The sequence below is a fragment of the Streptomyces sp. NBC_01224 genome, from assembly GCF_036002945.1.
Taxonomy (GTDB): Bacteria; Actinomycetota; Actinomycetes; order Streptomycetales; family Streptomycetaceae; genus Streptomyces.
Window position 1 is genome coordinate 1,826,638 of record NZ_CP108529.1, and the last position, 17,760, is coordinate 1,844,397.

Genomic DNA, 17,760 nt, shown 5'->3' on the forward strand with positions numbered 1-17,760 from the left:
AGCTCACCGCTCGAAGTCGACGAACGTCGTGAACCGGATGTCGTATCCGTTCGCGTCGGTGTCCGCCGTCGCCATGGTGCGGAGCATCCGTACGGCCTCTTCCGTGACGGCGTCGCGATCGGCCCGGCTCAGCCTGCCGAGCGGTTGCACGGTGAGGGTCCTCGCACCGCAGCCCGTGCCGGCCCCGGTGCCGAGCCGCCAGATCGCCGCGAGGAATCCGTCGACCAGCACCGTGCCGTACGCCTGATTGCCGTTCCCGTTGCGCCCCCGGTACTGCGGCGGGATGACGCGCGTACGGTCCGCATGGCCGAGCAGCACATTGTCGAACTCGGGCAGGAAGCGCGGTGGGGCGGGGGTGTCCTCGTCGGGGCGTGGGGCGTCCGGCAGGTCGAAGAGTTCGACGCCGTTCTCGTCCCGGAAGGTGACGAGCTGCGGCCGCAGGCGTTCGAAGACCTCTCGCAGCCGGGTCAGTCCGGCCCACGCCTGCATGTCCTGCACGGAGGCGGGCCCGAAGGCTCCGAGATAGCGCAGCACGGTGGCCTCCGGTGCGGGGACCGGCTCCGACGGGCTGCCGAGCCAGTGTTCGGCGGTGGTCAGCACGACCCCGCCGCTCCTTCCCCACACCCCACGCGGGGTGACCTGGACCAGTGGCAGCAGACAGCGGGCGGCCACACCCAGTGCCTGCGGGTCGGCGTGGGGCCACTCGGTGAGCAGCGCCTCGCGGATCTCCTTGGGGGTACGGGGCCGCTCCTCGACGAGTTGCCTGCCGACCGCCCCGAGCCGGTCCAGGTCCACCCCGGCGAGCCCCTTGCGGAACGTCCTGAGCTCCCGGTCGCGCGCCGCCTGGACGAGCGGGCGCAGGGTGAGCGCGTCGGCGGCCGTGTGCAGGTGGATGGTGGAGCGCATGGTGACGATACGGACCACCTCGCGGGACTCCATCAGCCCGGCGAGCTCGGCCGGGTCGAACCCGTCGAGGCGCGCGAAGAGCTGGTAGTACGGCGGCTTGGTGTTCTGCGCCTGGAGGCCGACCAGATGCCCGACGGCCTCCTTCGCGGACATCGCGGTCCGGCGCAGCAACAACTGACGCTCCAGCGTGGCGCGGCTCAGCGTACGCGGGGAGAGCACGGCGGATGCGGTGGGGTTCTTCGTCGCGGCCATGGACGGCACGCTACGCGGACTTGCGGACATCTTCGGTCCTCATCGGGTGAGGTGCTCCGATCCGCACGCCCGCCATGCCGCCGCCCCGCAGGACCCCGGATCGTGGGCCCGCCACCCGCATCATGGGTTGGTGATCAGTGTCCTGTTCGCCATCCTGACCGCGATCAGCAACGGCGCGGCCTCCGTTCTCCAGCGCCGTGCCGCCCGCACCGTGCCCGACAGCGAGGCGATGCGTCTGGCGCTGATCGGGCATCTGCTGCGCCGGAGGGTGTGGCTCGCCGGGATCGGCCTGGTGATCGTCGCGGCCGTCTGCCAGGCCGTGGCGCTGGCGACCGGGCCGATCGCCCTGGTCCAGCCGATCTTTGTGATCGAGCTGCCGGCCACACTGCTGATGGCCGGGTTCGTTCTGCGGGTCCGTATCCCCCGGCAGATCTGGTACGCGGTGGCGGCCGTGACGCTGGGGCTGGCCCTCGGCATGGCCTCCGCGGCCCCGGGCGGCGGCAGCACGTCCGTACGGGGAGCTGTCTGGATCACGGCGCTGATCGTGACCGGAATCTTCGAGGCCGCACTGATCGGCGCGGCCCTGAGCACGCGAGGCAACCCCCGGGGCGCACTGCTCGGCCTCGCCGCCGCATGCGGGTATGCCCTCACGGCCGCACTCATGAAGGACGCCATGGCCCGGCTCGAAGGGGGCGGCGGAGCGGTGGCGCTCTTTACGTCCTGGCAGCTGTACGCCACCGCCGCGGCCGGAGTGGGTGCGTTGTTCCTCCTCCAGAACGCCCTCCAGGCGGGCATGCTGGTCGCCGTCCAGCCGCCGCTGACCCTCGGTGACGCGCTGATCAGCGTCCTGTACGGGGTGACCTTGTTCGGCGAGGAACTGCGCACCGGGTGGTGGGTGCTGCCCGAACTGGTAGCGCTCACCCTGATCACGGTGGGCTGCGTCGAGCTGGCCCGCTCCCCGCTGGCGTCCGGAACCGCGCCCCCGCCCGCACGCAAGCTCAGGTGAGCCTTCCGCCGCCCGGCCAAAGGCCCTTGTACCGGTCCGGGCGATTCCCGCCACAGGGTCGCGCCGCCCGGCCGCGCAGGGCTATTCTCCGGTCGAGCCATGTGTGGCAAACGGGCAAGGGGCCCGGTTCTTTCTTGGGGGTTGGTGTGGTTTCTGGTCGCGTGGTGCGGTTCGACGGCGCACGGGGATATGGCTTCATCTCACCCGATCACGGCGGTGAGGATGTGTTTCTCCATGTGAACGACATGTTGATCCCCGAGTCCTATGTGCACACGGGTACGGCGGTCGAGTTCGAGATCGAGGACGGTGACCGCGGGCTGAAGGCCTCGTCCGTCCGGCTCGCCGAGGGGCCCGACGGGAAGCCGTTGACCCCTCCGAGGCTCGCCTCGGTCAGCGTTTCCGGGTCGGCGGACGACGACACCTTGTGCGATGTGCTCAGTGCGGCCGAGTTCACCAAGGAGGTGACCGACGTACTGCTGGAGTCGACGCCGTCGCTGACGGGGGCTCAGATCCTGCAGGTCCGGAGCGGGTTGCTGCAGTTCGCCAAGAACCACGGCTGGACCGAGGGCTGACGGGGCGGCGCGGCACCGGCCCGCCTTCCTGTAGTGCCGGGGGCCCGTCCGGTGAATGATCCGCCGGACGGGCCCCCGGCTCATTCAGGCACTCGGCTCCCGCACGACCAGCGGGGTGCCGAACACCTGGTGTCCACCGCTGGCCAGCATGCGCACCTCTCCCCGGTCGCTGATCTCCGCGCGCACGATTCCGGTCTCGTCCTCGTAGATCGGGTATCCACCCGCCCCCGACTGCGCCGTACGCCGGACGATCACCGTGTCGTCCTCCACGGCGGAGGACTGAAATACCAACTGGTAGCTCTCCGGGTAATCCATGACGGTTCTCCCGATACGGATGGGGCGGGGCATGCTCCGCCTGCAGCTTCCATCGTCCCTCGGACCGGCCTGCCGCGCCCGGGCAGCGGCCCACGGCTGCGGGCTCATACCGGGGCCACTTATCCTGAACCCATACGGGCGGTTCGACGGCACTCGGGCGCTTACCGAATACATGCCCCCCTTTCTCCCGGGTCGCGTGCGCGGCAGGCACGACCGGGACCCCGAAACCGGGAAGGGACACACCATGAAGGATGCCGACATGGGAGACGATGTCTACCAGCCCCAACAGCCTGAGGCCTCCGACCCCGCCGAGCAGCTCGACATCGAGGACACCCTGGACAACCGGGGGCTGACCGACCTTCTCGATGAGGGCTATTCCCCGCCCGAGCGGCCGTGGGCGGTGGAGGATCTGGGCACCACGGCCGCCGAACAGCACAGTGGCGAGCCGCTGGAGGGCCGGCTGGCACGGGAACTGCCCGATGTCACCGAAGCCGACGGCGACGACCTGGGAGATCTGTCCGATGGTGACGGCGAACTCTGGGACGCGGAGGTCGGTACGGTACGCGCCGGCCGGCTGACCCGGCAGCTGGACATCAACGAGCCGGACACCCTGGCGGCCGAGGACGTCGGGATCGACGGAGCGGCAGCATCGGCCGAGGAAGCCGCCATGCATGTCATCCCGGACAGCGTGGGGTGAGGAGGCGCTTCTTCCCCTTGCACCGACGCCAGGAACGCCTCGGCGGGAATACGTTGACGCCAGGAATTCTTTACTTCCGCTTTGCTGCGATGTGACATCTCACCGGCGGCGCTCGGACCATGACCTCGGAGGTAATCGACGCCTTCCGCGCCATCGAGCATCGTGTTCCTCACGAGCACACGGGAGCCCGGCCCCAGGGGCCGGGACGCGAGAGAGGACAGCACGATGACCGCATACGAGGACGCTGTTCAGCGCTATTTCGTCGCCTGGAACGCGGCCACCCCCGAGGACCTGGAGAAGGCCGTGGCGGCCGCCTTCGCCGAGAGCGCCACCTACACCGACCCGCTGGCCGACGTGCACGGCCACGAAGAGCTCGCGGCCACGATCAACGGGGCCCATCAGCAGTTCCCCGGTTTCGAGTTCCGGCTGACCGGCACCCCGGACGGGCACCACGACATCGTGCGCTTCAGCTGGGAACTGGTCTCCACCGCCGACGGCTCGGCGCCTGTCGCCGGGTCGGACGTACTCACACTCGCCGACGACGGACGCATCACTTCGGTCAGCGGCTTCCTCGACCGGGTACCCGGAGCCTGAGCCGAGGGCAGGAGACAGCCGTCACGCGAGCTCCGCCAGTCCGATGCCGAGATGACCGTCGCCGCGGTCGACGGTCTCGAACAGCCTGCCGGCGGGGCGCGGGGCCGCGGAGCGTTCCGCCGTACCGGCGAAAGGTGCGGTGACCGCGGCCACCGACGAGCCGGCCGATCGATTGACGTACAGTACCGATTGACGCACAGTCAGGTACCCGCGCCCGCGCCTGCCGTGTTCTGCCCGCGCATTGCGCTGCCGCGGCGGGCCTCCGGCGCCGCCCCGAAGCCGACGCCGGACCGCCTGGTCGTCATGCCGGCTCGTCGAGGAACTTCCCGCCCTCCAGAAGGGTCTTGAGCGACGAGAGGATCACGACCCAGCCGCCGCTGACACCCTCCAGCATCCTGCTGTCCGGGCTGTCGAACCCGTCGTGGGTGATCGTCAGCTTGATGCCCATCTCGGGCTCCTCGGCCGGCTCGATGTCGAAGGTGACCTTGGACCGCTCCTGGACGGCCCTGTCCCACTCCTCGTCCGAGCCGAAGTCGAACATCTGGCGGTGCATGGGCTGCAGGGTGTGCCAGCTGTACGAGAGCCGCTTGCCGGGCTCCGCCTCCAGGACCCGCTGGCCGACCTCCTCGAACTCGCCGTCCGGGTCCATCTTCCAGCGGACCGGCGCGCCGACCTCCCAGGTCGACTCGGGACCGTAACCACCCATGTAGATCTTGATGAACTCGGGGTCGGTCAGCGCCTGGTAGAGCTTCTCGGCGGTGGTCTGGATGTAGATGACGTAGACGAACTCGGGCTTGTCCATGGCCGTTCCTTCCAGGGTCTGTTTGAGTTGGGACAGCGCGGTCAGGCGGTGGCGTTCGTACTGGCCGATCCAGCGGTCGGCGAGCTCCTGGATCGGCACCGGGTCGAGGTAGTGGAGCTTCTCCCTGCCCTGGCGCACGGCAGTGACCAGCAGCGCCGATTCCAGCACCGCCAGGTGTTTGCTCACCGCCTGCCGACTCATGTCCAGGCCCTCGCCCAGCTCGCGCAGGGTCTGGCCGCCCCGCGCGTTGAGCCGGTCGAGGAGCTCCCGGCGGCTCGGATCGGCGAGTGCCTTGAATATCGGGTCCATCGCCGCCATAGCGGTCACCATCGCCTATTCGTGTTCTCAGCCCCTCTGCAGCATAGGCAACCTTTTGGTTGCATGTCGAGCCGGGGCCGGCCCGAAGAGGCCCCCACACCTCCACGCTCCTCGCCCCATCGCTTCCGGGCCGCCGGAACGATTTCTGGAATTAACTTCTGATGTCTTGTCACGGCTGGTTCTACGCGCATAGCTTTTGCCCTCACCACACTTCGGGAGCAACCCACCGTGCACATATCCAGACCCCGTTCCGTCCTGCTGGCCGGCGCCGTCGCCGTGACGCTGTCGGCCACCGCGCTGCCCGCCGCCTTCGCGGCTCCGTCCTCGACCGCCGTGATCTCCGAGGTGTACGGCGGCGGGGGCAACTCGGGTGCGACACTCGCCCGCGACTTCATCAAACTGGCCAATGCCGGTTCCGCCTCGTACGACCTGTCCGGTTTCAGCGTGCAGTATCTGCCGGCCTCTCCTTCCGCCGGTTCGCTGTGGCAGGTCTCCGCACTGAGCGGGTCCGTCGCCCCCGGCGGCCGCTACCTCGTCGCCGAGGCCGCGGGCACTGGCGGCACCGTCGCCCTGCCGACGCCGGACGCCACCGGCACGGTCGCGATGGCGGCCGGCGGCGGAACCGTCGCGCTGGTCTCCGGCACGACTCCGCTGACCTGCAAGACGGCGGCCGACTGCGCGGCCGACCCACGGATCGTGGATCTCGTCGGCTACGGCTCCGCGGTCGTACGGGAGGGCAGCGGCCCGGCGGCGGGGGCATCGAACACCTCCTCGGTGGCGCGCGGTGCGTCTCTCGTCGACACCGACGACAACGCCGCCGACTTCACCGCGGGCACCCCGACGCCGGTCAACGCGGCCGGTGAGACCTCCGGCGGCTCCGACCCGGGTGACCCCGGCGGCCCGACCGAGCCCGGCACCGTCCGGATCCACGACATCCAGGGCACCGCCCGGGTGTCGCCGCTGAAGGGCCGGCAGGTGACCGGGGTCCCCGGCATCGTCACCGGCGTACGGACCACCGGTTCGCGCGGCTTCTGGATCCAGGACACCGCGCCGGACGCGGACGCCCGGACCAGTGAGGGCGTGTTCGTCTTCACCGGCTCCACCGCCCCGGAGGTCGCCGTGGGCGACTCGGTGCTGGTCAGCGGCAAGGTGGACGAGTACTACCCGTCGACGACCACCCAGTCGATCACCGAGATCACCGCCCCGAAGACGACGGTCCTGTCCTCGGGCAACGCCCTGCCGGCCCCGGTCGTACTCGACGCGGCCTCGGTGCCGGACGCGTACGCTCCGTCGGCGGACGGCGGTTCGATCGACTCGCTGGCCCTCGACCCGTCCGCGTACGCCCTCGACCTCTACGAATCGCTCGAAGGCACCCGGGTCCGGATCTCCGACACCCGGGTGACGGGCGCGACGACCGCGTACGACGAGGTCTGGGTGACCGTCAAGCCGGACGAGAACCGGACCGGGCGGGGCGGCACGCTGTACTCCTCGTACAACGACCAGAACACCGGCCGCATCAAGGTGATGTCGCTCGACCCGGCCAAGCCGGTCCCCGTCGCCGACGTCGGCGACGTGCTGTCCGGCGCGACCACCGGTGTCGTGGACTACGCGTCGTTCGGCGGCTACAACCTCCAGGCCACCGAGCTCGGCACGCTCACCGACAACCACCTGAGGCGCGAGGTCACCCGGAAGCAGAAGGGCAACGAGCTCGCCGTCGCCACGTACAACGTGGAGAACCTGGACGCGCTGGACGAGCAGGCCAAGTTCGACACCCTCGCCGAGGGCGTCGCGGTCAACCTCTCCTCCCCGGACATCGTGTCGCTGGAGGAGATCCAGGACGACAACGGTGCGGTGAACGACGGCACGGTCGGCTCCGAGGCGACGCTGAAGCGGTTCACCGACGCCATCGTCGCCGCCGGCGGTCCGCAGTACGCATGGCGGTACGTCGCCCCCGAGAACGGCAAGGACGGCGGCGAACCCGGCGGCAACATCCGCAACGTCTTCCTCTTCAATCCCAAGAGGGTCGACTTCGTGGACCGTGCGGGCGGCGACGCGACCACCGCCGTGACCGCGGTGAAGACGAAGAAGGGGGTGACGCTCTCGGCGTCGCCCGGCCGGATCGCCCCGACCAGTGACGCGTGGGCCGACAGCCGCAAGCCGCTCGTCGGCGAGTTCCGCTTCCACGGGAAGCCGGTCTTCGTCATCGGCAACCACTTCACGTCCAAGGGCGGCGACCAGCCCCTGCACGGCCGGTACCAGGAGCCGCGGCGCAGCTCGGAGACCAAGCGGGTGAAGCAGGCAGCGGAGGTGAACACCTTCGTCAAGTCGCTTCTGGCCGCGGACGATTCTGCCCGGATCATCACGCTCGGCGACCTCAACGACTTCGCCTTCTCCCCGACGATGGACGCGCTGACCAGCGGCGGGGTACTCAAGCCACTGATCACCACGCTGCCCGCGAGCGAGCAGTACAGCTATGTGTACGAGGGCAACTCGCAGACTCTGGACCACATCCTGACCAGCCCCGGCGTCCGCCGCTTCGACTACGACGTGGTGCACATCAACGCGGAGTTCGCCGACCAGGCGAGCGACCACGACCCGCAGATCGTGCGGGTGGACGTCAACGCCCCGGGCCACGGCGGGCACTGACCGGACGGCGCCCCGGCCCGGCCCCGGGTGTTCAGCGGGGTCCGGGCGCGGGCCGGTGTCGGCGGCCCGGCGTCGGGCAGCGATCACCAGGCGTCGAGCCGATGCGGTCGACGACCGTCACGAGCCACGGTTCATCGGGAAGGGGAGCGGGCCGGTGAGCGGTACGGCGTACCGGCGCACGAGATCCTGCGGAGGGTGGGCGAGGCGGGGTACGTCGGCGGTCAGGAGGACGTGATCACCGATGTGGCACTGCAGCTCGTCGCCGAACGGGAGTGTGGTGCGGTGCGCGTCTGACGTCCGCCTCTCGGCCCTGCCCGGTGACCGCCGAACAGGTCACCTGGCAGGGCTCCGACCTGCGCCTCAACTGCGTTGGAGTGAAAGGGGGTTCGACACACGGCCAAATGATTGTCATGCCCTGGACACGCCGATACTCTGAGCGGGCTTCGGCCCCTCGGCCCACCCCACTCGGGCCCGGGGGCCGTTCTTCTCCCCCACAGAGCAGGAGCAGGTATGCCCAGACGAGCCGCCGCGCACACAAAGCGCCGCGCATCCGTCCTAGCGGCCCTCATCGCCACGGCCCTGGCCGCGACCGGAAGCCCGGCCTTCGCCGCTCCGGCCGACGGCCACTCCATGAACCAGGCGTTCGCACGGGCGGCCGCGAAGTTCGACGTACCGCGTGATCTGCTCGCCGCCGTCGGGTACGGCGAGACCCATCTCGACGGCCACTCGGGGCGCCCCAGTCAGGCGAACGGGTACGGCGTGATGCACCTGGTGAGCAACCCCACGAACCCGATGCTGGAGCAGGCGGCCGCCCTCACCGGCGAGCCCCTCGCCGACCTCCGCACCGACACCGAGGCCAACATCCTGGGCGGCGCGGCGGTGCTGCGCAGTTACGCGGACAAGCTCGGCCTCGACGACCATAAGCGCGACGACGTCAACGCCTGGTACCCGGCCGTCGCCCGGTACAGCGGCTCGACGGGACCCGCCGCCACCCTCTACGCCGACGCCGTGTACACCTTCCTGGCCCACGGGCTCTACGCCACCGTCCCCGGGGGTGAGCACATCTCGGTGACGGCCCGTCCGGTCTCACCGCAGAAGGGCTCGCTCGACACCACCGACGTACGCACACAGAGCACCGACTACCCGTCCGCATTGTGGGTTCCGGCCAATGCGAACAACTTCACCGTGGGCCGGACAGCCAAGATCGACAAGGTGATCATCCATGTCACGCAGGGCTCGTACGCGGGCTCGATCAGCTGGTTCCAGAACCCGACGGCCGAGGTGAGCGCCCATTATGTGGTGCGTTCCTCCGACGGCCAGATCACCCAGATGGTGCGAGACAGCGACACCGCGTACCACGCACGGAGCCAGAACGCCTCGGCGCTCGGCATCGAGCACGAGGGGTTCATCGACGACCCCTCCTGGTTCACGGACACGATGTACCGCTCCTCGGCGGCCCTGACCCGCCACCTGTGCGACCGGTACGGCATCCCGAAGGACCGGGCGCACATCATCGGACACAGCGAGGCACCGGGCAACGACCACACGGACCCGGGCCCGTACTGGGACTGGAATCGCTATATGCAGTTGGTGGGCGGGGCCACCGGCGGCGGCAACAGCGGTGACGGGCTGAGCTTCACCGCGTACGCGACCCAGCGGAGCGGCTCGACGGGCCCCCAGGTCAAGGCGGTTCAGCAGCTGCTGAACGAGCAGGGCTACGTGGTGGGCGCGGTGGACGGCAGCTTCGGCCCGGCCACAAAGAACGCGGTGATGGCGTATCAGGCGAACCATGGACTGACGACCGACGGCGTCGTGGGAAACAGGACCTGGACCGCGCTGCTGTCGGCCGGCCCGACGACGGCCCTCAAGCAGGGCGACTCGGGCGACGGAGTGAAGCGGCTCCAGCGCTCGCTGACCGCGGCGCTCGGCTCGACTGTCGGCATCGACGGGAGCTTCGGCCAGGCGACGGCGACGGCCGTGCGCAGCTACCAGGCGAGCCGGAGCCTGACGGCCGACGGCGTCGTGGGGGCGAACACCTGGACGGCGCTGCAGGCGGGGCACTGACGAAAACCTCACGGGCGCGGGGCGGGGTGGTGCGGATCGCGCACCACCCCGCCTTTCGCATACCGCTCGCGCTTCTTCGTCTCGTGCCGCCGTCGCCATCTCGCTGACGAGGAAAGTCACCGGGACGACCTGTCCACCCCGGAGGCTCCCGCCGCGCCGAAACGGGCGGCCTCTGCGGCCTGACCGGGCACGGGTGCGTTCCGGGGGCTGTCACAGGCCACCGGAGCGCCCTCCCCCCAGCACCGTCACGTTTCAGTAACCTGCCGGAAACCCTTGACGTTTCTCCCGACTCGTTCTTAACCTCACTGCGTAGTTCGTACTTCTTGCAGTTCACGTGCTGCGGCGCTTTCCGCAGTGTTTTGACAGGCACAGACATAGACCACCTGTCGGTGGTTTCGTCATGCCTGTTTTTTTGTGCTCCCCGTGCCGCCGATGGGTCTTCCTCGAAGGCGGATTCATGGCACAACGTCCGAGCGTCAAAGGCGTCGCCGACGTCGTTGCGCTCATCGATGGGCTGGGAAAGATCACCGGCCGGGCGCAAGTCATCTGGTTTCTCGTGTTCGGCGGGCTGTTTCTCGACGCCTATTCGAATGCCGCGCTGAGCGCCGGTCTGGGACCGATGACGTCCCAGATGGAGCTGACCAGCACCCAGGTCTCGATCCTCACGGCCACCGCTCCGGCCCTGGCGATCATCTTCAACCCGGTCGGCGGCTGGCTCGCCACCCGGATCGGCCGCGTCCCCCCGCTGCTCATCGCCAAGGTGTTCGCCATCGCGGGCGCCCTGCTCGCCGCCTTCGCCGGTGACTTCACCGTCGTCTGGTTCGGCCGGGTCCTGGTGGGTGTCGCGTACGGCATCGACTTCGCGGTCGCCATGGCGCTGCTCGCCGAGTACACCCCCGCGAAGCTGGGCGGCCGGCTGAACCTGTGGCAGGCGGTCTGGTACGTCGCCACCACCAGCAACCTCGCGCTCGCCCTGCTCTTCTTCAACCTGGACGTCGGCGCGGACATCTGGCGCTGGTCGGTCGGCTCGGCCGCGGTCGTCGCCGTCGCGCTGCTCGTGGGCCAGTGGCTGATGCTCCAGGAGAGTCCCACCTGGCTGGCGAGCAAGGGCCGTCTGGACGAGGCGGTCGTCAATCTGGACAGGATCTACAAGATCAAGGCCGTCGCCGGCAATCCCGACGAGGCGACCCGCGCCGCCACGGAGGCTCCCGCCATCGGGTTCCGCCAGGCCGGACTGCTCTTCAAGGGCGAGTACCTGCCGCGCACGGTCCTCTCCTCGGTGATATCGCTCGGTCAGTCGATGCAGTACTTCGCGGTCGGCTGGTACCTCCCGCTGATCAGCCTGACGATCTTCGGCGAGAGCTTCGAGAAGGCCACCATCGGCTCGATGGTCTTCAACGCCTTCGGTATCGCGGGCGGGCTCCTGTCCGCGTACTTCGGCCGCCGGCTCGGACTGCGGCTCAGCTCCGCCGCCGGATTCGCCGGAGTCTTCGTCGCCCTGCTCGCGATGGGGCTGACCTTCGAGAAGGTGCCCACCGCCGTGGCGTTCCTGCTGCCGGTCCTGTTCATCCTCTGCCACTCCTCGGGCCCCGGCGCCAACGGCAAGTCCATCGCCGCGCTCTCGTACAGCAGTGATGTCCGTGCGCTCGGCACGGGTGTCACCGGGATGGTCGGCAGCTTCGGCAGTGTCGTCGGGCTGTATGTCTTCCCGCAGATCAAGGACTCGCTCGGGCTCGCCGACACGTTCCTGGTGCTCTCCGTCGTACCGCTGCTCGGCCTGATCACCTGTCTGGCGATCAAGTGGGATCCGACGAAGGCCGCTTCGCCCGACGAGGCCGCCGGACAGGACCGTGCCGCGGCCGGCGCCCGGTCCGGCTCGACAGAATCCGCAGAGTCCGTGACCGCGCGCTGACCGGCCGCCGGACCTGTCGCATCACACGATGGTCCTCTCCCCTCCGTATCCCTCCGCACAGCTCGCGATGCTCGCGATGAAAGGGCTGCAATGACGCAGACGTTCCCCGGCGCCGCCCCACGGCGCGGTGTGCTGTCCATCGACGAGGGCACCACGGGCACCAGGGCCGGAGTCGTCCTCGACTCGGGCGCCGCCCACGAGGTGTTCTACCGGTCGATCAAGGTCAGTCATCCGGACGACCTCTCGGTCGAGCAGGACCCGATGGAGATCTGGACCGCCACCGTCGAGGTGGCGCGCCGGGCCGTCGGCCGTGCCCGCGAGGAGGGCATCGACATCACCGCGGTCGCGCTCTCCACCCAGCGGGCCACCGCGATGCTGTGGGACCGGGTCAGCGGGCGGCCGTTGCTGCCCGCGGTGGTGTGGCAGGACCGGCGGTACGCGACCGAGCTCACCGCGTACGAGACGGGGTGGGACGCCGCCCTGCTGGCCCGTCAGGGCCGGCCGGTCGGCGCCCGCGCCCCGTTCCTCTGGGCAGCCCGGCAGATCGCCGCGCACCCTGAGGTGGCCACCGCCCACCGCGAGGGCCGGCTGCTCTTCGGCACCGTCGACACGTGGCTGATCTGGCGCCTCACCGGCGGCGCCATGCACGCCACCACCCCGACCAACGCCGCATCCACCGGCGGCTATCTGCTGGAGCGGCACGCCTGGGACGAGGAGTGGATCAGCCACCTCGGCTTCCCCCTCGACCTGCTGCCGGAACTCCGCTCCGACGACGCCGGATTCGGTACGACCGACCCGGCCGCCCTCGGGATCGCCGTCCCGCTGGCCGCCTCCATGGGTGACCAGCACGCCGCACTCGTCGCGCTCGGCGGTCTCGCCGCCGGGCAGGGCATGTGCGTGTACGGGACCGGTGCCTTCGTCGACGCGGCGACCGGCACCACGCCCGCCCTGCCCCGGCCGGACATCTCCGGGGTGCTCGCCCAGCCCGGCCGGCGGCAGGGCGACATCAGCCACTACAGCCTGGAGGCCTACACCTCCACGGCGGGTTCGGCGCTGCGCTGGCTCTGCGACGACCTGGGCCTGTTCGCATCGCCGAAGGAGCTCGGTGAGGAGGCGGGCCGGGTCCCCACCCGGCCGGGCCGCACCCCGCGTTTCGTCCCGGCACTCGCCGGGGTCCGTACGCCGGTCTGGCACCCGGAGGCCACCGCATCCCTCACCGGGCTCACCCTCGCCACCACCCGCGCCGATCTCGCGCGCGCCGTGCTGGACGGGATCGCGCACTCGGTGTGCGACCTGATCGACGGGGTCGCCGACACCATGGGCACGCCGTTCACCCGGCTCCGGGTCGGCGGCGGCGTCTCCGGCAGCGACCCGCTCATGCAGATCCAGGCCGACCTGACCGGCCTGCCGCTGGAGCGGGTCTCCGACTCCGCGACCGCCAGCCTGCGCGGCACCGCCTACCTGGCCGGGGTCGCCCAGGGTCTGTGGTCCTCGCTCGAGGAGGTCGTCGAGGCACAGCCGCACGGCCAGGTCTTCGAGCCGTCGATCACGGCGGCCGAGCGCGCCGAGCAGCGGGCCGCCTGGCGCGACGTGCTGATCGCCCACCTCGACGACCCCGCACTGCTCCCTCTGAAGGATCCCGCACCCAAACCTCACACCCCCCATTGACGGCCCCTCACCGTCGCACTGGCGCCCCGTACCCGACCACGCGGGCGCCGCACCGAAACACCAGGAGTTGATGTTGTGATCACCATGCCCGCCCGGAAACCGCGGCGCAGCGCCGCGGCGACCCGCCGAACGCCGCTGCTGCTCGACCGGGCAGCCCTCAAGCGCCGGCTGGCCGACGACACATACGACGTGCTCGTCATCGGCGGCGGCATCACCGGGGCGTACGCCGTGCTCGACGCGGCCTCGCGCGGGCTGCGCGCGGCGCTGATCGAGAAGGACGACTTCGCATCCGGCACGTCGTCGAAGTCCTCGAAGATGGTGCACGGCGGCCTGCGCTACATCGAGCAGGGCAACGTCAACCTGGTCCGCCACTCGCTCCTGGAGCGTCACCGCTTCCGCAAGAACGCCCCGCATCTGGTGCACCGGCTGCCGTTCCTCTTCCCGATCCTGGAGAAGGAGGGCATCTTCGACGCCCGCCTCGCCAAGGGCTTCGAGGGTCTGCTGTGGACGTACGACCTGGTCGGCGGCTGGCGGATCGGCAAGCTCCACCAGCGGCTCACCGTCCCCGAGGTCCTCGCGCAGGCGCCGACGCTGCGCACGGAGAACCTCAAGGGCGGGCTGATGTACTTCGACGCCCGTACCGATGACGCCCGGCTCGTCCTCACCATCGTCCGGACCGCCGCCGCGCTCGGCGCGACGATCCTCAACGGTGCCAAGGCCGAGGGTCTGCTGATGCAGATGGGCAAGGTGGCCGGTGCCCGGGTCTCGGCGGACGGCGACAGCATCGACATCCGCTCGCGGGCCGTCGTCAACGCCACCGGTGTATGGACCGACGAGCTCGACGCGAAGGCCGACGACGGCCACAAGCCGCAGGTCAGGCCCGCCAAGGGCGTCCACATCGTGGTGCCGTGGGACAAGGTCCGGATCAACTGCACGGTCACCGTGCCGATCCCCGGCCGGGCCCGCCGCGCGACCTGCACCCGCTGGGGCAACAGCGTCGTGCTGGGCACCACCGACGAGGACTACCGGGGCTCCCCCGACGATGTGCACTGCACCCGCGAGGAGATGGACTTCCTGCTGGAGGGCGCCAACACCGCCTTCGAGGGGAAGCTCACCCCGGACGACGTGGTCGGCTCCATCGGCGGTCTGCGTCCGCTGGTCGGCGGCAAGGAGGGCGCCACGCTCGACATGCGCCGCGACCACCACATCACCATCGGCCGCACCGGCATGGTGACGGTGACCGGCGGCAAGCTCACCACCAGCCGGCACATGGGCGAGCTCGTCATCGACAAGGTGATGACCGTCCTCGGCCGCAAGGGGAAGAGCCGCACCACCGACCTTCCGCTGCTCGGCGGCGCCGGTTACGACGCCGAGGCCGTCGCCGCGTCCGGTGGCATCGCCGCGCATCTCGGCGAGCGCTTCGGCACCGAGGCCCGCTTCGTCGGCGACCTCATCCAGGACGACCCCGCACTGGCCGAGCCGATCGTCGCGGGACTCCCGTACACCAAGGCGGAGGTCGTGTACGCGGCCCGCGCCGAACTGGCCCGCTCGGTCGACGACGTGCTCTCCCGCCGGATGCGCGCCCGTCTGTTCGCCCGGGACGCCTCCCTCGACGCGGCCGAGGCCGTCGGCGCGATCCTCGGCCGGGAACTGAACCTCTCGGAGGCCGAGGTGGAGCATTCGGTCTCCGAGTACCTCGCAGCCGTCCGTCACGAAAAGTCCGTACTCCTCGAAGGGGCAGCAGCATGATCAGCCGTCAGACCATCACCCACCCGTTCAACCGGGGCAACTACACGATCGGCGCCCCCAGCTTCGCCAAGTGGGCGCAGAACACCCCGATCGGGGACGGCGAGGCCGCCCTCCAGACCGACCCGGTCGAGGTCCCCGAGGCCGTGGTCGAGGCGTTGCGCGAGGCCGCGCACGCCGTGCACACCTCCCGCGACGAGGTCGTCACCCGGACCCGCGACTGGTGGGCCGGCTCGATGATCGGCGAGACCGAGGGGCGTCCGGCGACGCCGAACGCCGTGATCGTCGAGGCGGCCGACGCCGACCAGGTCGCGGCCGTGCTGCGGATCTGCCACGAGGCCGGCATCCCGGTCACCCCGTCCGCGGGCCGCTCCAACGTCACGGGCGCGGCGCTCCCCGTCTTCGGCGGCGTCGTCCTGGATGTCTGCGGGCTGAACCGGATCACCGGCTTCGACGCCGAGTCGAACATCGTGGACGTCCAGGCGGGCATGTTCGGCGACCTCTTCGAGAAGCAGCTCCAGGAGGAGTACGGCGTCACCACCGGCCACTGGCCGTCCGCGTTCGCCGTCTCCACGGTCGGCGGCTGGATCGCCTGCCGCGGCGCCGGTCAGCTCTCCACCCGTTACGGCAAGATCGAGGACATGGTCGTCGGCGTGGACGTCGTGCACGCGGACGGTACGCGTGCCACATACGGCGACTACGCCCGTGCCGCGGTCGGCCCGGACCTGCGCCAGTTGTTCATCGGCTCCGAGGGCACCCTCGGTGTCATCGTCTCGGCGCGGCTGCGGGTCCACCCGCTGCCGGAGTACGCCAATGCCGTCGCGTTCGGCTTCAAGACCTTCGCCGAGGGCCTGGACGCCTGCCGCAGGATCATGCAGCGCGGTGCGACCCCGGCCGTCCTGCGGCTGTACGACACCCTTGAGTCGGGCACCCACTTCGGCCACCCGGAAACCAACCTCCTGCTCATCGCCGACGAGGGCGACCCGGCCATCGTCGACGCCTCGATCGAGGTGGCGAGGGAGGTCTGCGGGGCATACGGCCCCGAGCTGGACAGCAAGGCGGTCTTCGAGCGCTGGCTGGACGAACGGATGCTGGTCGGCAAGTCCGCCGACGGCTTCGAGCCGGGTCCGGGCTTCGTCGCCGACACCCTGGAGATGGCCGCGTCCTGGACCGACCTCCCGGTCATCTACGACGAGGTGGTCGCCGCGATCCAGTCGGTGCCCGGCACCCTGGCCGCCTCGGCCCACCAGTCCCACGCGTACACCGATGGCGCCTGCGTCTACTTCTCGCTGCGCGGCGATGTGGCGCCCGAGTCGCGCCGCGACTGGTACCGCTCGGTGTGGGACGCGGCCAACGCCGTACTCATCGAGCACGCGGCGGCGCTCAGCCACCACCACGGCTGCGGTCTGCTGCGCGGCCCCTACCTGGAGGAGTCCCTCGGGGCGGGCTTCGCGACGTTCGTCGCGGTGAAGAAGGCCCTGGACCCGGCCGGCATTCTCAACCCTGGCAAACTGGGCCTTCCCAGCCGATTCGGTACGTCCCCGCTGAACTGACATCAGCAGCCACGAACCCTCCTTCTCCAGGCAGGCCCTTGCCATGACCCCTTCCCCGTCCCGGTCCGGTGCCGCACTCGACCCCCGGCTCGCCTCGGCCTTCGCCGAGGTGCCGGTCGTCGCGTCGGTCGTCGGCACCCAGCCGCTGCGGCAGTTCCTGACCGCACCGGCGAAGGTGTGCATCCTCGCGTCGCTCGCGGTGGGGCAGCTGCCCCAGGTGGTACCGGCGCTGGGCCGGGCGGGGAAGACCGTGTTCGTGAACGTGGACAGCAGCCCCGGTCTGGCTCAGGACCGGGGCGCGCTGGAGTTCATCAAGAACATGGGCGCGCACGGCGTGGTCAGCACCCGGCTCTCCCTCATAGAGAAGGGCCGCCCGCTCGGCCTGCTGACGATGATGAAGGTGTTCGTCACCGACCGGTCCAATCTTCGCCGCTCCACGGACGCCATCTCGCGCGGGGCGCCGGACCTGGTCGAGATCATGCCCGCCCCGATCGTCGCCCGGATGAGCGCGCAGGCACAGCGCGCGATGTCCCCGTCGGTCGCCGCCGGCTTCGTGGAAACCGCCGCGGACGTGGCGCTCGCGCTGGCCCTCGGGTCGGCCGCGGCCGCCACGTCCGACCCCCGCCTCTGGCACCTGCGCCGGGACCAGTTGCCACCGGTCCCTCCCACCGCCCTGAAGAGGCCCGCCACACCCCAGGAGTAATCCCCC

General features: G+C 70.3%; 16 protein-coding genes. 12 read left to right on the top strand and 4 right to left on the bottom strand.

Features of this window, described 5'->3' with window-relative positions; translation table 11 throughout:
• Positions 1-3: 3 nt before the first annotated feature.
• On the bottom strand, positions 4-1,158 hold the full coding sequence (locus OG609_RS07590; RefSeq protein WP_327272086.1) for a winged helix DNA-binding domain-containing protein: 1,155 nt from the start codon (positions 1,156-1,158) through the stop codon (positions 4-6).
• Positions 1,159-1,288: 130 nt separating this feature from the next.
• On the opposite strand from OG609_RS07590, the gene OG609_RS07595 reads away from it, so the two are divergent.
• A complete protein-coding gene (locus OG609_RS07595) occupies positions 1,289-2,164 on the top strand; it encodes a DMT family transporter (protein WP_327272087.1) in 876 nt (291 codons plus the stop codon).
• 146 nt (positions 2,165-2,310) lie between these two features.
• On the top strand, positions 2,311-2,736 hold the full coding sequence (locus tag OG609_RS07600) for a cold-shock protein (RefSeq protein WP_327272088.1): 426 nt from the start codon (positions 2,311-2,313) through the stop codon (positions 2,734-2,736).
• 84 nt (positions 2,737-2,820) lie between these two features.
• On the opposite strand, the gene OG609_RS07605 is transcribed toward OG609_RS07600, so the two are convergent.
• A complete protein-coding gene (locus OG609_RS07605) occupies positions 2,821-3,051 on the bottom strand; it encodes a DUF6296 family protein (protein ID WP_327272089.1) in 231 nt (76 codons plus the stop codon).
• Between the two features lie 244 nt (positions 3,052-3,295).
• Between OG609_RS07605 and OG609_RS07610 the strand changes: the two genes are divergently transcribed.
• The gene (locus OG609_RS07610; protein ID WP_327272090.1) at positions 3,296-3,748 is read left to right on the top strand and encodes a DUF5709 domain-containing protein; all 453 of its coding nucleotides are present in this window, start codon (positions 3,296-3,298) and stop codon (positions 3,746-3,748) included.
• Positions 3,749-3,973: 225 nt separating this feature from the next.
• A complete protein-coding gene (locus tag OG609_RS07615) occupies positions 3,974-4,342 on the top strand; it encodes a nuclear transport factor 2 family protein (protein WP_327272091.1) in 369 nt (122 codons plus the stop codon).
• A gap of 21 nt (positions 4,343-4,363) precedes the next feature.
• On the opposite strand, the gene OG609_RS07620 is transcribed toward OG609_RS07615, so the two are convergent.
• Both OG609_RS07620 and OG609_RS07625 read right to left on the bottom strand, forming a co-directional pair.
• Positions 4,364-4,540: a hypothetical protein gene (locus OG609_RS07620; protein ID WP_327272092.1), complete on the bottom strand. Its 177-nt coding sequence runs from the start codon at positions 4,538-4,540 to the stop codon at positions 4,364-4,366.
• A 103-nt stretch (positions 4,541-4,643) separates the two neighbouring features.
• The gene (locus OG609_RS07625; RefSeq protein WP_327277969.1) at positions 4,644-5,453 is read right to left on the bottom strand and encodes an ArsR/SmtB family transcription factor; all 810 of its coding nucleotides are present in this window, start codon (positions 5,451-5,453) and stop codon (positions 4,644-4,646) included.
• A 237-nt stretch (positions 5,454-5,690) separates the two neighbouring features.
• Between OG609_RS07625 and OG609_RS07630 the strand changes: the two genes are divergently transcribed.
• The 8 genes from OG609_RS07630 (at position 5,691) to OG609_RS07665 (ending at position 17,754) form a co-directional block, all read left to right on the top strand.
• Positions 5,691-8,108 (top strand): endonuclease/exonuclease/phosphatase family protein, encoded by a 2,418-nt coding sequence (locus tag OG609_RS07630; protein WP_327272093.1) that lies wholly within the window; start codon positions 5,691-5,693, stop codon positions 8,106-8,108.
• 27 nt (positions 8,109-8,135) lie between these two features.
• Entirely contained in the window at positions 8,136-8,402 is a 267-nt protein-coding gene (locus OG609_RS07635; protein ID WP_327272094.1) for a hypothetical protein, read from the top strand.
• Positions 8,403-8,618: 216 nt separating this feature from the next.
• Positions 8,619-10,172 carry a peptidoglycan-binding protein gene (locus OG609_RS07640; RefSeq protein WP_327272095.1) on the top strand — a complete coding sequence of 518 codons (1,554 nt, stop codon included), beginning with the start codon at positions 8,619-8,621 and terminating at the stop codon, positions 10,170-10,172.
• Between the two features lie 457 nt (positions 10,173-10,629).
• On the top strand, positions 10,630-12,084 hold the full coding sequence (locus OG609_RS07645; RefSeq protein WP_327272096.1) for an MFS transporter: 1,455 nt from the start codon (positions 10,630-10,632) through the stop codon (positions 12,082-12,084).
• A 90-nt stretch (positions 12,085-12,174) separates the two neighbouring features.
• On the top strand, positions 12,175-13,752 hold the full coding sequence (locus OG609_RS07650) for an FGGY family carbohydrate kinase (protein WP_327272097.1): 1,578 nt from the start codon (positions 12,175-12,177) through the stop codon (positions 13,750-13,752).
• A 75-nt stretch (positions 13,753-13,827) separates the two neighbouring features.
• Positions 13,828-15,501: a glycerol-3-phosphate dehydrogenase/oxidase gene (locus OG609_RS07655; protein ID WP_327272098.1), complete on the top strand. Its 1,674-nt coding sequence runs from the start codon at positions 13,828-13,830 to the stop codon at positions 15,499-15,501.
• Positions 15,498-17,051 carry an FAD-binding oxidoreductase gene (locus tag OG609_RS07660; RefSeq protein WP_327272099.1) on the top strand — a complete coding sequence of 518 codons (1,554 nt, stop codon included), beginning with the start codon at positions 15,498-15,500 and terminating at the stop codon, positions 17,049-17,051. The genes OG609_RS07655 and OG609_RS07660 overlap by 4 nt, the downstream gene beginning before the upstream one ends.
• Before the next feature lie 43 nt (positions 17,052-17,094).
• The gene (locus OG609_RS07665) at positions 17,095-17,754 is read left to right on the top strand and encodes a glycerol-3-phosphate responsive antiterminator (protein WP_327272100.1); all 660 of its coding nucleotides are present in this window, start codon (positions 17,095-17,097) and stop codon (positions 17,752-17,754) included.
• Positions 17,755-17,760 lie beyond the last annotated feature (6 nt).